General features: G+C 49.2%; 17 protein-coding genes. 7 read left to right on the top strand and 10 right to left on the bottom strand.

What is annotated here, in order from left to right:
• Positions 1-56: 56 nt before the first annotated feature.
• The gene (gene dnaG / locus HMPREF2560_RS05120; RefSeq protein WP_070608920.1) at positions 57-1,829 is read right to left on the bottom strand and encodes a DNA primase; all 1,773 of its coding nucleotides are present in this window, start codon (positions 1,827-1,829) and stop codon (positions 57-59) included.
• Between the two features lie 329 nt (positions 1,830-2,158).
• Here dnaG and HMPREF2560_RS05125 point away from each other — a divergent pair, with 329 nt between their 5' ends.
• The gene (locus HMPREF2560_RS05125) at positions 2,159-3,595 is read left to right on the top strand and encodes an NAD-dependent succinate-semialdehyde dehydrogenase (RefSeq protein WP_070608923.1); all 1,437 of its coding nucleotides are present in this window, start codon (positions 2,159-2,161) and stop codon (positions 3,593-3,595) included.
• 699 nt (positions 3,596-4,294) lie between these two features.
• Here the strand turns inward: HMPREF2560_RS05125 and HMPREF2560_RS05130 are convergent.
• Positions 4,295-5,281 (bottom strand): malate dehydrogenase, encoded by a 987-nt coding sequence (locus HMPREF2560_RS05130; RefSeq protein WP_003680720.1) that lies wholly within the window; start codon positions 5,279-5,281, stop codon positions 4,295-4,297.
• A gap of 121 nt (positions 5,282-5,402) precedes the next feature.
• Positions 5,403-6,377, bottom strand: coding sequence for a PhoH family protein (locus HMPREF2560_RS05135; RefSeq protein WP_004520317.1), 975 nt, complete (start codon positions 6,375-6,377; stop codon positions 5,403-5,405).
• Positions 6,378-6,479: 102 nt separating this feature from the next.
• Between HMPREF2560_RS05135 and HMPREF2560_RS05140 the strand changes: the two genes are divergently transcribed.
• The 3 genes from HMPREF2560_RS05140 to rlmB all read left to right on the top strand — a co-directional run bounded on the left by HMPREF2560_RS05140 (position 6,480) and on the right by rlmB (position 8,307).
• Positions 6,480-7,190 carry an AzlC family ABC transporter permease gene (locus HMPREF2560_RS05140; protein ID WP_070608925.1) on the top strand — a complete coding sequence of 237 codons (711 nt, stop codon included), beginning with the start codon at positions 6,480-6,482 and terminating at the stop codon, positions 7,188-7,190.
• Entirely contained in the window at positions 7,187-7,495 is a 309-nt protein-coding gene (locus HMPREF2560_RS05145; RefSeq protein WP_003680717.1) for an AzlD family protein, read from the top strand. Before HMPREF2560_RS05140 ends, HMPREF2560_RS05145 begins: the two co-directional genes overlap by 4 nt.
• Before the next feature lie 62 nt (positions 7,496-7,557).
• Positions 7,558-8,307 carry a 23S rRNA (guanosine(2251)-2'-O)-methyltransferase RlmB gene (gene rlmB, locus HMPREF2560_RS05150; protein WP_004520319.1) on the top strand — a complete coding sequence of 250 codons (750 nt, stop codon included), beginning with the start codon at positions 7,558-7,560 and terminating at the stop codon, positions 8,305-8,307.
• Between the two features lie 52 nt (positions 8,308-8,359).
• Here rlmB and HMPREF2560_RS05155 read toward each other — a convergent pair whose 3' ends face one another.
• The 3 genes from HMPREF2560_RS05155 to pdxH form a co-directional block, all read right to left on the bottom strand.
• Positions 8,360-8,773 (bottom strand): hypothetical protein, encoded by a 414-nt coding sequence (locus tag HMPREF2560_RS05155; protein ID WP_070608929.1) that lies wholly within the window; start codon positions 8,771-8,773, stop codon positions 8,360-8,362.
• Positions 8,774-9,143: 370 nt separating this feature from the next.
• Positions 9,144-10,202 (bottom strand): pseudouridine synthase, encoded by a 1,059-nt coding sequence (locus tag HMPREF2560_RS05160; RefSeq protein WP_003686367.1) that lies wholly within the window; start codon positions 10,200-10,202, stop codon positions 9,144-9,146.
• Positions 10,203-10,361: 159 nt separating this feature from the next.
• The gene (gene pdxH / locus HMPREF2560_RS05165) at positions 10,362-10,994 is read right to left on the bottom strand and encodes a pyridoxamine 5'-phosphate oxidase (RefSeq protein WP_049335246.1); all 633 of its coding nucleotides are present in this window, start codon (positions 10,992-10,994) and stop codon (positions 10,362-10,364) included.
• 111 nt (positions 10,995-11,105) lie between these two features.
• Here pdxH and dut point away from each other — a divergent pair, with 111 nt between their 5' ends.
• The 3 genes from dut (at position 11,106) to guaA (ending at position 13,785) form a co-directional block, all read left to right on the top strand.
• Positions 11,106-11,558 carry a dUTP diphosphatase gene (gene dut, locus HMPREF2560_RS05170; protein WP_070873757.1) on the top strand — a complete coding sequence of 151 codons (453 nt, stop codon included), beginning with the start codon at positions 11,106-11,108 and terminating at the stop codon, positions 11,556-11,558.
• Between the two features lie 186 nt (positions 11,559-11,744).
• Positions 11,745-12,071, top strand: a complete 327-nt coding sequence (locus HMPREF2560_RS05175; protein WP_039862324.1) for a hypothetical protein — start codon at positions 11,745-11,747, stop codon at positions 12,069-12,071.
• A 148-nt stretch (positions 12,072-12,219) separates the two neighbouring features.
• On the top strand, positions 12,220-13,785 hold the full coding sequence (guaA, locus tag HMPREF2560_RS05180) for a glutamine-hydrolyzing GMP synthase (protein WP_070608937.1): 1,566 nt from the start codon (positions 12,220-12,222) through the stop codon (positions 13,783-13,785).
• 71 nt (positions 13,786-13,856) lie between these two features.
• Here the strand turns inward: guaA and gloB are convergent, their stop codons facing one another.
• The 4 genes from gloB to HMPREF2560_RS11425 all read right to left on the bottom strand — a co-directional run bounded on the left by gloB (position 13,857) and on the right by HMPREF2560_RS11425 (position 16,896).
• Positions 13,857-14,606 (bottom strand): hydroxyacylglutathione hydrolase, encoded by a 750-nt coding sequence (gene gloB / locus HMPREF2560_RS05185; RefSeq protein ID WP_070608939.1) that lies wholly within the window; start codon positions 14,604-14,606, stop codon positions 13,857-13,859.
• 23 nt (positions 14,607-14,629) lie between these two features.
• On the bottom strand, positions 14,630-15,715 hold the full coding sequence (locus HMPREF2560_RS05190) for a hypothetical protein (RefSeq protein ID WP_070608941.1): 1,086 nt from the start codon (positions 15,713-15,715) through the stop codon (positions 14,630-14,632).
• A gap of 182 nt (positions 15,716-15,897) precedes the next feature.
• Positions 15,898-16,701, bottom strand: a complete 804-nt coding sequence (locus HMPREF2560_RS05195; protein ID WP_070602964.1) for an HNH endonuclease — start codon at positions 16,699-16,701, stop codon at positions 15,898-15,900.
• Positions 16,702-16,767: 66 nt separating this feature from the next.
• On the bottom strand, positions 16,768-16,896 hold the full coding sequence (locus HMPREF2560_RS11425; RefSeq protein ID WP_283116703.1) for a hypothetical protein: 129 nt from the start codon (positions 16,894-16,896) through the stop codon (positions 16,768-16,770).
• Positions 16,897-17,014: the final 118 nt, after the last annotated feature.

Here is a 17,014-nt window from a genome sequence, read left to right on the forward strand (position 1 = left end):
GTTCTGCGTGTCATGTTTCGCAGCGTGTGTTTAGATTGTTCAGACGGCCTGAGGGGTTAGTTTTGCTTTGCCGTCAAAAGTGACAGCAATAGTCTTTTTTCATTTTCAGTCAAACCAGTTTGAATACTTTTTTGCTTTAAAGTTTCGATTTGACTGTATTTTAATTCATTTAACAACTTTTTCATGCCGATTTGGAAACTTTCGCAATCTTCTTCGTCATCCCCTTCCATTTCTTCAGAGTGAAGGGTTGATAAAAAGATTTGATTGACGGTTTCCTCATAGGGCGAACCGCGCATATATTCAAGCACTTGTGCAGTTGCAGGAGTCGTATCGTGATGCTTGATGGTTTCGGCCAAATTGGCAAGGCAGGCGAAGTCGCCGCTTAAAGCCAGATAATCGGGCAGGTCTATATATGAAGCCCAAGCCGGATTTATCAAGAGGCTGCGTATCTGTCTTTGAACCAGCGTTAGCATGGTTGGCTGTTTGACAGAAATAGGCGGCAGTTTGTAACTTTTTTGTTTGACGTGCTGCTTTGGTGCTTCTTGTCCGAGTAACTGGGCGAGGTTGTCCGGGTCAATGCCTACGAGCTCGCTGAGTTTTTGTTTCAGAAGATAGCCCAATGCCGGCGCGGTAATCTGAGCCAAGAGCGGAGAACTGGTTTTGACCAATTCTGCTTTGCCTTCTTGCGTATTGAGGTTGAGGCCGTCTGAAAGATGTTCCCAAAAGTATTCGGATAGAGGCTTGCTTTGGTTTAACAAGGCATCTTCAAATTGAGTCTTGCCGTAGGCGCGGATGTAGCTGTCTGGGTCGTGTTCTTCGGGCAGGAAGAGAAAATGCAGCGATTTATCGTCTTTTAATTGCGGCAACGCATTTTCCAGCGCGCGCCAAGCCGCTTTACGTCCCGCGCTGTCGCCATCAAAACAAAAATAAATACTGTCGGCCTGACGCATCAGGATTTTGACGTGTTCCGCCGTAGTTGCCGTACCCAAAGCCGCTACGCCGTAGCCGACGCCGAACTGCGCCAATGCGACCACGTCCATGTAGCCTTCGACCACCAAAATCCGTCCTGCCTCTTTTACGGCAGCACGTCCCTCATATAGCCCGTAAAGGTTTTTCCCTTTGTCAAACAAAGGAGTATCGGGCGAGTTTAGGTATTTGGGTTTTGAGTCATCCAACACGCGACCGCCAAAGCCGATGACCTGCCCGCGCGGATTACGGATAGGGAACATAATCCGATGGCGAAAGCGGTCGTAATGTTTGCCTTCGTTGTCGATGACCATGCCCGTATCCACCAACGCAGTATTCGGATAGGGTTGGAACACTTGCGTCAAAGGTTGCCAACCGTCAGGTGCATAGCCCAAACCATAATGCGCGATGACTTCCGCACTCAAGCCGCGCTTATCCAAATAAGCCTTCGCCGCCGGATTAAATTTCAACTGTTGCGCATAAAAATCCGCTGCCGCTGTCGTTGTTTCTTCCAAAGTCTGCTGTTTTTTCTTACGTTCGGCACGGATTTCGGGATTGTCTTCCTGCCCGCGCACTTTAGGCACCGTCATGCCGACGCGATCAGCCAAAAACTGTACCGCCTCCGGAAACGACAGCCCCTGATGTTCCATCACAAAACCAATCGCCGAACCATGAGCCCCGCAACTGAAGCAATGGTAAAACTGCTTGGTCGGGCTGACTGAAAACGACGGCGTCTTTTCCTTGTGAAACGGACAGCAGGCCATATAGTTCGCCCCGCCTTTCTTCAGAGGAACCTGCTCGTCGATAATATCGACAATATCGACTTTAGACAAAAGCTCGTCAATGAAATCAGATGGAATCATGGCTCGGCAGAAGAGGATGGACGGAAAACATTTCAGACGGCCTTATAAACAGACAAAGGCCGTCTGAAAATGGAATTTTGGATGAAGGTCGAGATGAATTTTGTATTATAGCAAATTGTTGTAATACATGTGTCTTATCCTTTTGAGGTAGAGTATTAATCATCGTATTTCATTCGTTATTGAGATGAATATGATGTCGCTAAACCAAAGATCGGCTGTAAGATATTCAGACGGCCTTTGCTGTCGGCTTATTTTGCGATTCAGTTGCGCTTTCATGGTATGAATATGATAATGAACGTATATCCTCGGTTTTAGAAAGGTCGTTTCTCATGAAAGATTTTGCCCGTTTGCTCAATCATCCCGATATTTCCTTTGTTTCGATTCCAGATGCCATTAGAGTTGATAACCCTGCAACAGGTGAGGCTTTGGCGTTTGTCCGTAAGACTGATTCAGACTGCCTGAAGCTTTTGATTCAAAAGGCAGAGGCGGTACAAAAATTGTGGGTTGCAAAAACTGCGTTGGAGCGGGCCGATGTGTTGTGGCGCTGGTATTTTCTGATTAAAGAAAACAAAGAAGAACTGGCGCGCATCATGACGATGGAACAGGGCAAAAGCCTGACCGAGGCGCGCGGCGAGATTGATTATGCGGCTTCGTTTGTACGCTGGTTTGCCGAAGAGGCAAGGCGGATTGACGGCGATGTGCTGACAAGCGTAAAGGCGACGCAAAAACTGGTCGTGTTGAAACAGCCCGTCGGCGTTACTGCTGCGATTACGCCGTGGAACTTCCCGTCTGCGATGATTGCGCGCAAGGCTGCACCTGCTTTGGCGGTGGGCTGTGCGATGATAGTCAAACCTGCATCGTTCACGCCTTTGAGTGCGTATGCATTGGCCGTGCTGGCTTATGAAGCGGGCGTGCCGCAGGATTTGTTGCCTGTTGTCAGCGGTAGTGCTTCGGAAATCAGCCATGAATTTGCCACGAACCCGACCGTGCGCAAAATCAGCTTCACCGGTTCGACCGAAGTCGGCGCGAAAATTTTTGCCGACAGCGCGGCAGACATTAAAAAACTCAGTTTGGAACTGGGCGGTAATGCGCCGTTTATCGTGTTTGACGATGCCGATTTGGACAAAGCTGTCGAAGGCGCGCTTGCTAGCAAGTTCCGTAATAGCGGTCAGACCTGCGTCTGCACCAACCGCGTTTACGCTCAATCAGGTATTTACGACGAATTTTGCCGCAAATTAAGTGAAAAAGTGGCTGCGCTCAAATTGGGTAACGGCTTGGAGGATGGAGTGAACCAAGGGCCGCTGATTGAGGAAAAAGCGGTGGAGAAAGTTGAGCAGCACATCGCTGACGCGCTCTCCAAAGGAGCGGTCTGCCTGACTGGCGGTAAACGCAGCGCGTTGGGCGGAACGTTTTTTGAGCCGACTGTTTTAAGCGGCGTTACGGCGCAAATGGCGGTAGCTCGCGAGGAAACCTTCGGGCCTTTGTGTCCAGTGTTCCGTTTTGAAACCGAAGCCGAAGTCATCGAGGCTGCGAACAATACGGAATACGGTCTGGCAGCTTACCTTTATACGGCTGATACCGCCCGTCAGTGGCGCATCGGCGAAGCCTTGGAATACGGCATGGTCGGCATCAATACGGGCTTAATCAGTAATGAAGTAGCACCGTTTGGCGGCGTAAAACGCAGCGGTTTGGGACGTGAAGGCAGTAAATACGGTGCGGACGAGTATTTGGAATTGAAATATTTGTGCATTGATGTAGCGGAATAAAGCTGCACAGTAAAGGCCGTCTGAAATTTGGTTTTCAGACGGCCTTTTTCAAATACAGTAAAGCTACTTGTTAATTTTGATATTATTAGAACGAGCTTTATAAAAAAGCAAAACCATAAGAAACAAAGTTGCAAAAAATTTGTCACATGTTTATAAAATTAGTTTGATAACTATTTTATATGTTTTTAATTGCATTAGATGTGTATTCCAAATTTCTGGCAGTAGTTTTTCTTTGAGTGATGGCAGAGAAATTTTGGCACATATATCGGCGGCACAATTAGTTATATACACAAATGTGGGCAAGGCGAGATTGGTTCTTTTTGCTCACACGGTGTGGCTCATATCGATAGCGTGGGAACTTTATCTAGGTTACAATTTTTGGGTATGATTTTTATAAAAAAGGTGATGTGAATGTTGAAGAAATTTTTAATCTTGTTTTGCGTAGCTTTCACCGGCGCATGCAGTTCCTTTGATGGAGACGATTTGACAAATGGCTCATATTCTCAAGGGAAACGGCTTGACCCGAATTGTGATCATTATGCTGTCGGCGGTAGTGGCGGCGGTTGTACACCGTCAGGTCAATGGCATCTTAAAGATAAACAAGGACAAAGAGTGCCATTCTAGTTTTTAAAAATGATTGTAGAACGGGCATTTAATTATTTAGGCCGTCTGAAATTTGGTTTTCAGACGGCCTTTGTTTTAGAGTAGATCTTGGATGGCTGAACGCTCTTCTTCTAATTCGGCCAGCGTGGCGGCAATACGTTTTTGGCTGAATTCGTCCGACAAATCCAAGCCTTGGACGATGCGGTAGCTGCCTTCGTCGCAAATGACGGGGAAGCCGAAAATCAAACCTTCGGGAATGCCGTAAGAGCCGTCGGATGGAACGCCCATGGTTATCCATTTGCCACTACTGCCGAGCAACCAGTCGCGCAGGTGGTAGATGGCGGCATTGGCGGCGGAAGCTGCGGATGATGAGCCGCGTGCGGCGATAATGGCGGCACCGCGTCCGGCGATTTTCGGCATGAAGACTTCGGTGTTCCAGTCGGGTTCGGTAATCATGTCTTGAACGGACTCGCCGTTGCTGGTGGCGTAGCGGTAGTCGGCGTACATGGTCGGGCTATGGTTTCCCCAGACGCACATTTGCTCGATGGAAGTAATTGGGCGGTTGATTTTTTCGGCAATTTGACTGACGGCGCGGTGGTGGTCAAGACGCATCAGGGCGGTGAAATTTTCCGGCGGGATGTCGGGTGCGGATTTCATGGCGATGTAGGCGTTGGTATTGGCCGGATTGCCGACGACGAGGACTTTAACGTTGCGATTGGCAACTTTGTTCAACGCCGCGCCTTGTACTTTGAAAATTTCGCCATTGGCGTGTAGCAAGTCGGCGCGCTCCATGCCTTGCGTACGCGGGCGCGCTCCAATCAAGAGGGCGATGTCGGCATCTTTGAAGGCGACTTCGGGGTCGTCTGTGGCGAAGATGTCAGCAAGGAGCGGGAAGGCGCAATCCTGCATTTCCATGATCACGCCGCGCAATGCCTGTTGTGCCTGCGGCAGGTCGAGCAGCTGCAGGATAACGGGTTGGTCGCGTCCGAGCATAATGCCGCCGGCGATACGGAAGAGGGTGGCGTAGGCGATTTGGCCTGCCGCGCCGGTAACGGCGATTCGGACGGGTGGCTTGAGGGTCATATTTTTCCTTTTGAAGTCGTTGTTTTACTTGGTTTTCGGATTATAGCAGTATTATGAGGCAAATGATGTAGAAAGGCCGTCTGAAATTTGATTTTCAGACGGCCTTAAGTGTTTGAAAAGATTATTCACCGTTTTTCTTTTCAGCTTGTTCTTCTGCTGCTTCATAGGCTTCGACAATTTTCTGCACCAAAGGATGGCGGACAACGTCTTCGCTGGTGAAGGTGTGGAAATACAGGCCTTCTACATCGCGCAGTTTTTCGCGTGCATCTTTCAAGCCGGATTTGATGTTGCGCGGCAGGTCGATTTGGCTGATGTCGCCGGTAATGACTGCTTTGGCACCGAAGCCGATACGGGTTAGGAACATTTTCATTTGTTCGGGCGTGGTGTTTTGCGCTTCATCCAAAATGACATACGCACCATTTAAGGTGCGGCCGCGCATATAGGCTAGCGGCGCAATTTCAATCAAACCTTTTTCCATCAGTTTGGTTACACGGTCGAAACCCATCAAATCATAAAGCGCATCGTAAAGCGGTCGCAGGTAGGGATCGACTTTTTGCGCTAAATCGCCCGGCAGGAAGCCTAATTTTTCGCCGGCTTCGACTGCAGGGCGCACCAAAACGATGCGTTCGATTTGGTGTTTTTCCATGGCATCGACTGCGGCAGCAACGGCAAGATAGGTTTTACCCGTACCGGCAGGGCCTAAGCCGAACACGACATCGTGGTTGAGCAAGGCGCGGATATAGCCGTTTTGGCGCGGGGTGCGGCCGCCGATGCTGCCGCGTTTGGTGCGGAAATAGTATTGTTGGTCGTGGTGTTTTTCTTCGTGTTTTTCATCTGCGGTTTTTGCTTCAACGGCCGCGAGGCTGATGGCGTTGTCGTCCAAGTCGCCTTTTTCTGCGGCTTCGGCCAGTGACAGCAAGGCACGACGGCCGGCGTGTGCCAGTTCGCCCATGAAGGTGAAATGTTCAAAGCGGCGGCTGATTTGGATATCAAGGGCTTTGCCTAAGGCTTCGAGATTGCTGTCGAGCGCGCCGCACAGGCGTTGCAACACGGTATTGTCAATTTCTTCAAACTGCAGATGGACGGTGTGGGTCATATCGGTTTCCGTAAATAAATCTAATTTTTCCGTATTATACCCTTGTTCAGACGGCCTGCTTTATAATACGCCGCTTCTTTTTAATAAACCGTTTCAATCAAAATGAATCACACTGCTTCTCCTCAATCGGAATTTCTGCGCGGTATCAAAGAATGTTCCCCCATGCTGATCGGCTTGTTGCCGTGGGCGCTGATTTTGGGCATGCAGGGCGGACAAAAGGGCATGAGTTGGCTGGAAATGCTGCTGATGACGGGCATGAACTTTGCCGGAGGTTCGGAATTTGCCGCAGTCAATTTGTGGGCAAATCCTTTGCCGATTATGCTGATTGCAACGGTTACGTTTATGATCAATTCGCGCCATATCCTGATGGGGGCGGCGATTGCACTGTATATGAGGGATATGCCGCTGAAAAAGGCGATGCCCGCGCTGTTTTTTATGTGTGATGAAAGCTGGGCAATGGCATTTGCTGAAATTCAAAAGCGTAAGGCGGCAGGTTTGCCTGCATTCAATATGCCGTTTTATGCCGGCGTGTGTTTTATTTTGTATGTAACTTGGATTGGTTTTGCAGCATTTGGCGCGGCAGTCGGTCCGATGTTCGGCGATGTGGCGGCTTGGGGCTTCGGCATGGCGTTTCCTGCGGTGTTTTTGGTGTTGCTGCGCGGGATGTGGAAGAGCTTTGCGGCTTCGCGCCCTTGGTTTGTCAGCCTGATTGTGGCGTGCGCAACCTATTTGACCGTGGATGGCGCATGGTATGTTCCGGCCGGAACGTTATCGGGTTTGTTGGCGGCGTATTTGTGTGGAGAGCAAAAATGAAGGATTTGTTGTCGCTGCAATCGTTTCTGCTGTTTTTAAGCATGCTGGCCGTTACTTATTCAACCCGATTAATCGGCTTTTTTGCATTGCGCAATCGTACCTTGAGCCGTCGTGCGCAAGTGGTTATGGAGGCCGCGCCGGGCTGTGTGTTGATTTCCGTGATTGCGCCTTATTTTGTGTCGGACAAACCGCATGAGCTGATTGCCATTGCTTTGACGGTATTGGCGGCCAGCCGGTTTTCGATGTTGGTGACGGTATTAATCGGCGTTGGCACTTCGGGCATACTCGGTTATTTGATGAAATAAAAAATTTTCAGACGGCCTTACTTGTTATAATGGCCGTCTGAATTTTTTGATAAAGCAAAAACATGGCAAACCAACGACTCATCTATGGCTTTCACGCCGTCAATGCCCGTTTGTGGCAAAACCCGAAATCGATTACCGAACTCTATATCCAAGAGGGCAAATCCGATGCACGCACCCGCGATGTATTGGATAAAGCGGCCTCTGAAAACGTACGCGTGCATTTTGCCGATGCCGACCGCCTGAATGCCATCAGCAAAGGGGCTCGCCATCAGGGCGTAGTAGGGTTTATCGATGCTTCCAAAAACCATGTTCACTTGGAAGATGTGTTGGAAAACCTGAGCGAACCACCGTTTTTGCTGGTATTGGACGGCATTACCGATCCGCACAACCTCGGCGCGTGCCTGCGTACTGCCGATGCGATGGGCGTGCATGCCGTGATTGCACCCAAAGACAAAAGCGCCGGCTTGAATGCGACCGTCAGCAAAGTTGCCTGTGGTGCGGCGGAAACCGTGCCGTATATTACCGTAACCAATCTTGCCCGTACTTTGCGTGAATTGAAAGAGTACGGCATTTGGATTGTCGGCACAGACATGGGCGGCGACTCCGACCTTTACCACTGCGACTTGCCCGACAGCGTGGCCTGGGTAATGGGCAACGAAGGCGAAGGTATGCGCCGCCTGACGCGCGAGCATTGCGATATGCTGGTATCGATTCCGATGTTTGGCACGGTAGAAAGCATGAACGTTTCCGTCAGCGCAGGCATGGTATTGAGTGAAACCCGCCGTCAGCGGGTGTTGAAATCGGAAAAATAAAAAGTTTAATTAAAAGGCCGTCTGAATGTTTTCCAGACGGCCTTTTAAAATTTTAATGTTTTTCCAAACGTTTGACTTCCGTTTCTTCTAAGACCTCCGCCTCCACCAAAGGAATCGTAACATCGGCATCTGTTGATGGTTTTAAAAGCTCATATACGGTTTTTTTAACGGCTGTTTCAATACGAGAACGCATGGCCCATACAAATAAAAACAATAAGATAAAAAATGAGGTAAAGATAAATAGTCCGTATAGGTAGCTGCCCAAAAGCTGGCCTATATAGAGTGAAAGGCTAAGTAAAACCAAAATGGCGGCTACTGCTCCTGTAATGGCGAAGAGTAGGTAGAAAACGCTTGGTGCCGCATATTCAGAAGCCGTTTCTGCCAATTGTTCCTGTTTTTCTCGAACACTGTCGGAAATCGGGTCAATGATGGCTTCACGAAATTTCCGCTTTATAAAATCAAACATAGTTTCCCCTTTTTTATAATGATTAAAGAAATAGCATTATCTTATAAATAAGAAATTTATGCCAAAGCATTTGGAAATTTAGATGTATTGGGAAGTAGTGACCATACAGATTTGTTGAGGTTAAGGGATAGGCTATCATTGAGTACAGCCTTGTGAAGGTTGGAGTGGTTTTACTTATATTTAATAATTAAGTAGAAAAAATATAAATAGTTCAAATAGTTAAAATAAATGGATTAAATTTGTAATGATATGTTTTGTGCTAAGAGAGTTGAGTATTAAGTGTTTTAATTCTTTTGCTTTTTATGACTAAAGCAAGATGTTATAAGGCTGAGACGATTTTGCAAAAGTCTCAGCCCCGATTTATCTTACATTAACTTTTCTTCCGGCGACGTTCGCCCGGCAGCAGCATGTCCGCCCATTTGATGATGTTGGCGACTTCTGCCGGATTGAGTTCGTAGAACTGGCCGCGTTTGAGGCGGTTTGGCAGGCCGATGGGGCCGAAGCCTACGCGGACGAGGCGGCTGACGGTGAGGCCTTGGCTTTCAAAAATGCGGCGTACTTCGCGGTTGCGGCCTTCTTTGATGACGACGTTGTACCATTTGTTTGCGCCTTCGCCGCCTTGTTCGTAGATGCGTTCCACTTTTGCTAGACCGTCTTCGAGCATGACGCCTTCTTCGGTCAGGACGCGCATTTGTTCGGTGGTCAACTCGCCCAATACGCGCACGGCGTATTCGCGTTCGACTTCAAAGCTGGGGTGGGCAAAGCGTTGAACAAGTTCGCCTGAAGTGGTCAGGATCAAAAGGCCGCTGGTATTGATGTCCAATCGGCCGATGGCTACCCAGCGGCTGCTGGCTGCTTGCGGCAGACGGTCGAAGATGCTGACGCGGCCTTGCGGATCGTCGCGGGAAACGATTTCGCCTTCTTGTTTGTAGTAGAGGATGATGCGTGGCAGGCGGTCGGCCCATTTGAGTTTGATGATGCTGCCTTTGACGGTAACGTGGTCGTCGGGCGTAACTTTTTCGCCCAGTTGGGCGACGCGGCCGTTGACCGTTACCCAGCCGTTGCTGATCCATTCTTCCATTTCGCGGCGTGAGCCGACGCCGGAAGCGGCCAGGACTTTTTGCAGTCGCTCGGGTTCGAAGCGTGAAAGGTCGCTGCGGCGTTCTTTCAAATCGCGGGCGTGTTCCATGATTTTTTGGTTGGGGTTGCGGACAACCAGTTTTTTGGCTTTGGCAGCACGTTGTTTGGGCGCGGTATTTTGAGCTTTAGGGCCGTCTGAAACTTTTTGGCCGTAAGGTTTGCCTGATGTTTTGCGTTCGTCGTCGGGACGTTTTTTATTGGCAAAGGATTTGGCCGGTTTAGAAGGTTTTTTGGCGGTAGATGATACGCCGTCGCGCCATTGGCGTTTGCTGGAAGGCTGTTTGGACATGATTTTTCCTAACTCGCTTGAAAAAGCGGTTCTTCTGCGGCATTTGCGGCAGGGGTTGGATTGGGGGAAAAGGCCGTCTGAAAATCAGATTCAGACGGCCTGCCGATGAAAGGTTGTATTGTAACTCAACCAGTAATTTTTTGTTTGAAAATCCGAAAATTATGGTGAAAGGCGTTCGCGTATCCAGTTGCCGTCAACCAGGCGGTATTGGATGCGGTCGTGCAGGCGGCTGGGGCGGCCTTGCCAAAATTCGATACGGTCGGGAATAACGAGGTATCCGCCCCAATGCGGAGGACGGGGAACATGCAGGGGATGTTTGACACCGACGGCTGCGGCTTTGGCCACTAAAACGGCTTTGCTGGAAATCACTTCGCTTTGTTCGCTTGCCCATGCGCCGATACGGCTGGTGTAGGGGCGGCTTTCAAAATATTCGTCCGAAGCGGCGGCGTCGAGTTTTTCGATGCGTCCTTCAATGCGCACTTGGCGCTCGAGTTCCGGCCAGAAAAAAGTCATGGCGGCAAAAGGGTGTGCAGTATAGGAGCGGCCTTTGCGGCTGTGGTAATTGGTAAAGAAAACAAAGCCTTTGGGGTTGACTTCTTTCAGCAGCACCATGCGGCTGTTGGGTCTGCCGTCTTCGCCTACGGCGGCAACGTTGACCGCAGTCGGCTCGTTGACTTCGGCGTGAATCGCTTCGTTCAGCCATTGCTCGAATTGGACAATCGGGTCGGCGTGGCATTCGGCTTCCGACAGCTCGCGTTTGCTGTAATCTTCGCGGATATTGTGCAGATCCATGATTTTTCTCCTTAGGTCTGACTGAATCATACTCCGTTTTTTCAGACGGCCTCAAGGGCATTTGTGTATAATCGTAGCCCTTTCCAATATAGAACAATACGGAGTCCTGTCATGCAAACCGAAGTCGAACTGAAAATCTTAAATCCGAAAATGGCCGATTCCCTGCCTGCTTATGCAACGCCCGGTTCTGCCGGTTTGGACTTGCGTGCCTGCCTGGATGAAGCCATTGTATTGCAGCCGGGCGATGTATATCTCGTTCCGACCGGTTTGGCGGTGCATTTGGCCAACCCCACGTATGCAGCTGTTTTGTTGCCGCGTTCCGGCTTGGGTCATAAACACGGTATTGTTTTGGGTAACTTGGTTGGTTTGATTGACTCGGATTATCAAGGCGAATTGAAGGTTTCTTTGTGGAACCGTGGTAAAGAAGCGTTTACCATCGAGCCGATGGAGCGTATCGCGCAAATGGTGATTGTGCCGGTTGTCCAAGCCGCGTTTAAGGTTGTGGACGAGTTTGCCGCCAGCGAGCGCGGCGAAGGCGGATTCGGCAGCACCGGCAAAGCCTGATGATTTAAAAGGCCGTCTGTTAAGAGGAAAATTGAAATATTTGATTTCGGTTTGCCGTTGTTCAGACGGCCTTTTTGTTGTGCCAACCTTTGCATAATTACACACAAGATTGCATTTTTATATCTTGCCTGCATGGCCGACGCACCCAATAATACAGGCCATCTGAAACCTTTACGGAGCGTTGTTATGTCCCGCCCCTCACTTTTTCTGCCTTTGTTTTTGATTATCTTTGGTGCGATTTGGTTTTTGCGCGCTACGGATATTTTGCCTGCGACATCGACAATGATTGCCGGCGCATTAATTATTTTGGGCTTTGCCGTGTTGATTATGGACGGCATCAACAAACAGTCCATCGTTTCCGGTCCGATGCTGGTTTATATCGGTACAGCCATTTATCTGCACATGAGCTACTGGATTTACCTCTCTCCGTTGCTGGCCATCGGCATGGTTGTATTGGGTTGCCTGCTGTTGCTCTCGCGCAGCGATATGATTCCTGAAAAACACACAAAATAGAAAGATGAGAGATTTGGGTTTTGCCCTATAAAGGCCGTCTGAACAATGGTATAATCCGCCGTTTCAGACGGCCTTTTTTATTGTGGTTTAAATTTGAAATTTTCCCTATCGGCCGCACTGTTTTCTTACATTTTGCAAAGTTTCCGCCATGACCCAAGACAAAATCCTCATCCTCGACTTCGGTTCGCAAGTTACCCAGCTGATCGCCCGCCGCGTGCGCGAAGCCCATGTTTACTGCGAGCTGCATTCTTTCGACATGCCTTTGGACGAAATCAAAGCCTTCAATCCGAAAGGTATTATCCTCTCCGGCGGCCCCAATTCCGTTTACGAATCCGACTATCAAGCCGATACTGGCATCTTCGATTTAGGTATTCCGGTTTTGGGCATCTGCTACGGTATGCAATTTATGGCGCACCACTTGGGCGGCGAAGTACAGCCCGGCAACCAACGCGAATTCGGTTATGCACAAGTTAAAACCATCGACAGCGAGCTGACACGCGACATTCAAGACGATGCGCCTAATACGCTCGACGTTTGGATGAGCCATGGCGATAAAGTTTCCAAACTGCCTACCGGCTTCTCTGTCATCGGCGACACCCCGTCTTGCCCGATTGCCATGATGGAAAACGCTGAGAAACAATTCTACGGCATCCAATTCCACCCTGAAGTGACCCACACCAAACAAGGCCGCGCGTTGTTAAACCGCTTTGTCTTGGATATTTGCGGCGCACAACCAAGCTGGACCATGCCGAACTACATCGAAGAAGCTGTTGCCAAAATCCGCGAACAAGTCGGCAGCGACGAAGTGATTTTGGGTTTGTCTGGCGGCGTGGACTCTTCCGTAGCGGCCGCGCTGATTCACCGCGCCATCGGTGACCAACTGACCTGCGTGTTTGTTGACCACGGTCTGTTACGTTTGAATGAAGGCAAAATGGTGATGGACATGTTTGCCCGCAACTTGGGTGTGCGCGTGATTCACGTTGATGCCGAAGAGCAGTTTTTGGCGAAACTTGCCGGCGTGACCGATCCGGAGAAAAAACGCAAAATCATCGGTGCGGAATTTATCGAAGTCTTTGACGCTGAAGAGAAAAAACTCACCAACGCCAAATGGTTGGCGCAAGGTACGATTTACCCTGACGTAATCGAATCCGCAGGCGCGAAAACCAAAAAAGCCCACGCCATCAAATCCCACCACAATGTCGGCGGTCTGCCTGAAAACATGAAGCTCAAGCTGCTTGAGCCTTTGCGCGACTTGTTCAAAGACGAAGTACGCGAACTGGGCGTCGCTTTGGGTCTGCCGCGCGAAATGGTGTACCGTCATCCGTTCCCGGGCCCGGGTTTGGGCGTGCGTATCTTGGGCGAAGTGAAAAAAGAATACGCCGACTTGCTCCGTCAGGCAGACGATATTTTTATTCAAGAATTGCGCAATACTACCGATGAAAACGGCACATCTTGGTATGACCTGACCAGCCAAGCCTTTGCCGTATTCCTGCCTGTGAAATCCGTCGGCGTAATGGGTGACGGCCGCACTTACGATTACGTCGTAGCCTTGCGTGCCGTGATTACCAGCGACTTTATGACTGCCCACTGGGCTGAGCTGCCATACTCGCTGCTTGGCCGCGTGTCCAACCGCATCATCAACGAAGTCAAAGGCATCAACCGCGTGGTTTATGATGTCAGCGGCAAACCGCCTGCCACGATTGAATGGGAATAATCCCTAAAGAATAAAGGCCGTCTGAACAGATATTGTTCAGACGGCCTTTATTCTTTAGGGACTAAGCCCAATTAAAATTGATTTTTCAATTCACGTAAAGCGGCGAAGACTTCGAGTTCGCTGTTTAATTTTCGTCCGCTCAATTCTTGGGCGCGTGCCTGAACTTGGGGCAGATGTATGCGGAAAAACGGATTGACTTTGCGTTCGTGCGCCAGGCTGACAGGCAGTGTCGGCGTGTGTTCGGCTGCGGCCAAGGCTGTCTGAATGTCGGCATTGTCTGGCTCGATATGCTGGGCAAAGCGCAGATTGGAGGCGGTGTATTCGTGTGCCGGATAAAACAGCGTTTCTTCGGGTAGCTGGTTGAATCGGTGGAAGCTGTCGTAAAGCTGCTCAATTGTTCCGGTAAATACGCGTCCACAACCGGCGGAGAACAAGGTATCGCCGCAGAAAACATGCAGGCCGTCTGAATTTTCCAGCAGATAGCTGATGTGGCGGTCGGTATGGCCGGGGGTTGCCCAAACGGTAACCAAGCCTTCGCCAAACGGGAACTGCGTACCTGCGGTGACGGTATGCGTTGCCACGTCGATGTCGCTTTCGCCATAGATCGGGGATTCTAAAAAGCCGTGGAACAGGCTTTTTGCGCCGCCGGTATGATCGGGGTGTGGATGGGTAATCCATGTTTGCGCCAGCATCAGGCGGTTGTGGACGAGGAATTTCAAAACGGGCGTGGCATCGGACGGATCGACGCAGGCAGCATGGTTGCCCTCTTGAATCATCCAGATGTAGTTGTCGTTTAGGGCTTGGATTGGCGTGATTTTCATATGCTTTCTTCTGGTTTGGGGTTTCAGACGGCCTCTAGATAATCTTTGATATTCGGGCTTTGGCCGAACACGGCTTCATGGGCTTGATGGATGCACAGTCGGTTGAACAGCAATCTTTGGGTTTGGTCGCCGTCGATAATCCGCACTTGGCCTTGCAGTTTGGGCGCGTCGTGATGAAAGGTGTTTTTAAACGCGTGCCAACGGTCGGTTTGCAGATGGATGATGGCAAACATATCGTGCGAGATATTAACGCCGACGCTGAATAGTTTGGCCGAGGCTTGCAGGCAGAAACTGCTGTCGCCAAACAGGCACAGCCCCGTGTTTTCCGGATAGCGGAACAATTCGATTTTCACTGCTTCGGGTTCGGCAAAGATATTGCAAAATAGCCGTTCAAACAACGACGGTTGCGCCACGCCTTCGCTCAACATACCGTAAAGCCCGCCCAGCCAATCAACATAGCCGAGAAAAGTGAAACGGTAGTCCTGCATAATGGCTTCGATGCGCTTGGGATCGCGTTTGCTGATTAAGCGGACAAATTCAAAACCGACTTCCGGCAGCTGCGCTCGAAGTGTTTGGTGCAGGCGGTGGGCAAACAGGTTTTTGTGGTTGTGCGGATTGCGCAGAATACCGAGGAATTTCAGCCGCAATATCCGCCACAAGGCATCCGGTACTTTGACGGTATCGGCATTTGCCGTAGTTGTTTTCAGACAGCCTGCAGGTAAGGTGCGTAGATGGTTGCAGGCATCTTCGTAGCCGCTTTCATGACGGTTGAACCAGCTTTCCAGATTGTATTGGTTGGCGGAGTCTTCGACAAAGGTCAGCGTATAGAGGTTTTTCGCCGCCAAGTTGCCGATGATGTTGACGCTTATCGCTTCGCTGCGGTTTTGTTCTTTGCCGCGGGCTTTTTCGCCAGTATGGAACATTGACAAGGGCAGGCGGTAAACGTTTTGATTTTGCGGGCTGACCTGCGGATTATGCGCATGCTGCCGCTGCTCGGTTTGAGCGATGAAGTGGTGTTCCTTCGTCGGATTCGCGGTCAACAGGGCGTAAGGCTTCTCGCCGCATTCGGAAAATTCGCAATCGCTGAGGATAAAGGCTTGTCGAGTCATAATGTCGGGAAAGGCCGTCTGAATATGTCGATTATAGTTTAAAAGAGGGAAATACAGAATGATGGCGGCGGGTTTGGTCTTTATACGCAAAAGGACGCAAAAAGGTCGTCTGAAAACAAATATAGCGTGGTTCGCTAAATCGTTTTCAGACGACCTTAAATCAACGGGCTGTTCAACACTATCTATTCTTCTTTTTGGAAAACGTGGTTGCGGTGATACTCGAAATATTTTTGGCTTTCAGGTTCGATTTTTAATTTCATATCGGGAGAAATTCCAAGCCGCTTTTGATTTTCCAGATCGATTTTCGGACTGATTTTTATCGTACCGTCGGCATCAAACGTAATCAGTCCGCTATCGAATAATGCGTCAATATTGGGTGCGAGCATCAGTCCATTGAAGGGATCTAACCTCTCTTCATTATTGCATTTGCTCCAAGGTTTGATATGGCTGGCAATAAGTAAAGACCGAACATCTAGACCTGTTAGCGGGCAGTTCGGATACAGTTCGAGTAGTTTTTGCCGGAATCTGCCTTGCCCTTGACGGGCTTTTATCAAAGTTTCAATTTCGGTTCGCTTTTCTGGATTAGTCTCGGAGGCTAAACATTCTTCGAGTTCGTCTATATCAGATTTTAAGGACAGGGCAGAAGCTACCTGAAAATTTGGTATTCCCATGAGCCGTCCTACCGGTAATCCGTTTTTCTTACAGGTTCCGCATGGAGTTAGTTCTCTCCTGTATTCATCCAGGCTCCATTTTTCAAGTTCTTCAATTGAGTTTGAGCAAACTTTGAAATATTTTCCAGTTGTGCGCCCCGGCCTTTTATTTAGTTGGTTACAATTAGCAAAATGTATTTTGGGATAATCTTTCCAAATCTTAGAAGGGTCTTTAGTTTGATCTATATTTAATACAAATCCATTTGGGTTTTCATCAATCCATTTAATATAGTCATCATCATTCGGCATGTTTTTAAAAATTACTATGTTAGACATAAGCTTCTCCAAATTTTTCTATAAATTCAATTAAGTTTATTTGTATATAGGTTCGGGATAAAAAATCTAGGCCGTCATTCCCGCGCAGGCGGGAATCCAGAAGTTTGGATTTGCAGTAATTTTTAAATATTTTTGAAATGCAGAGGTCTGGATTCCCGCCTGCGCGGGAATGACGGCGGTTGGTTCGGTCTTCATACGCATTGGTTCGGTCTTATACGTAAAAGAATATATAAAGGTCGTCTGAAAACAGATATAACAGAATCCGCTAAATCGTTTTCAGACGACCTTTTCTTTAAACCTGAATCAAATCAGC

Source organism: Neisseria sp. HMSC078H04, assembly GCF_001838135.1.
Taxonomy (GTDB): domain Bacteria; phylum Pseudomonadota; class Gammaproteobacteria; order Burkholderiales; family Neisseriaceae; genus Neisseria.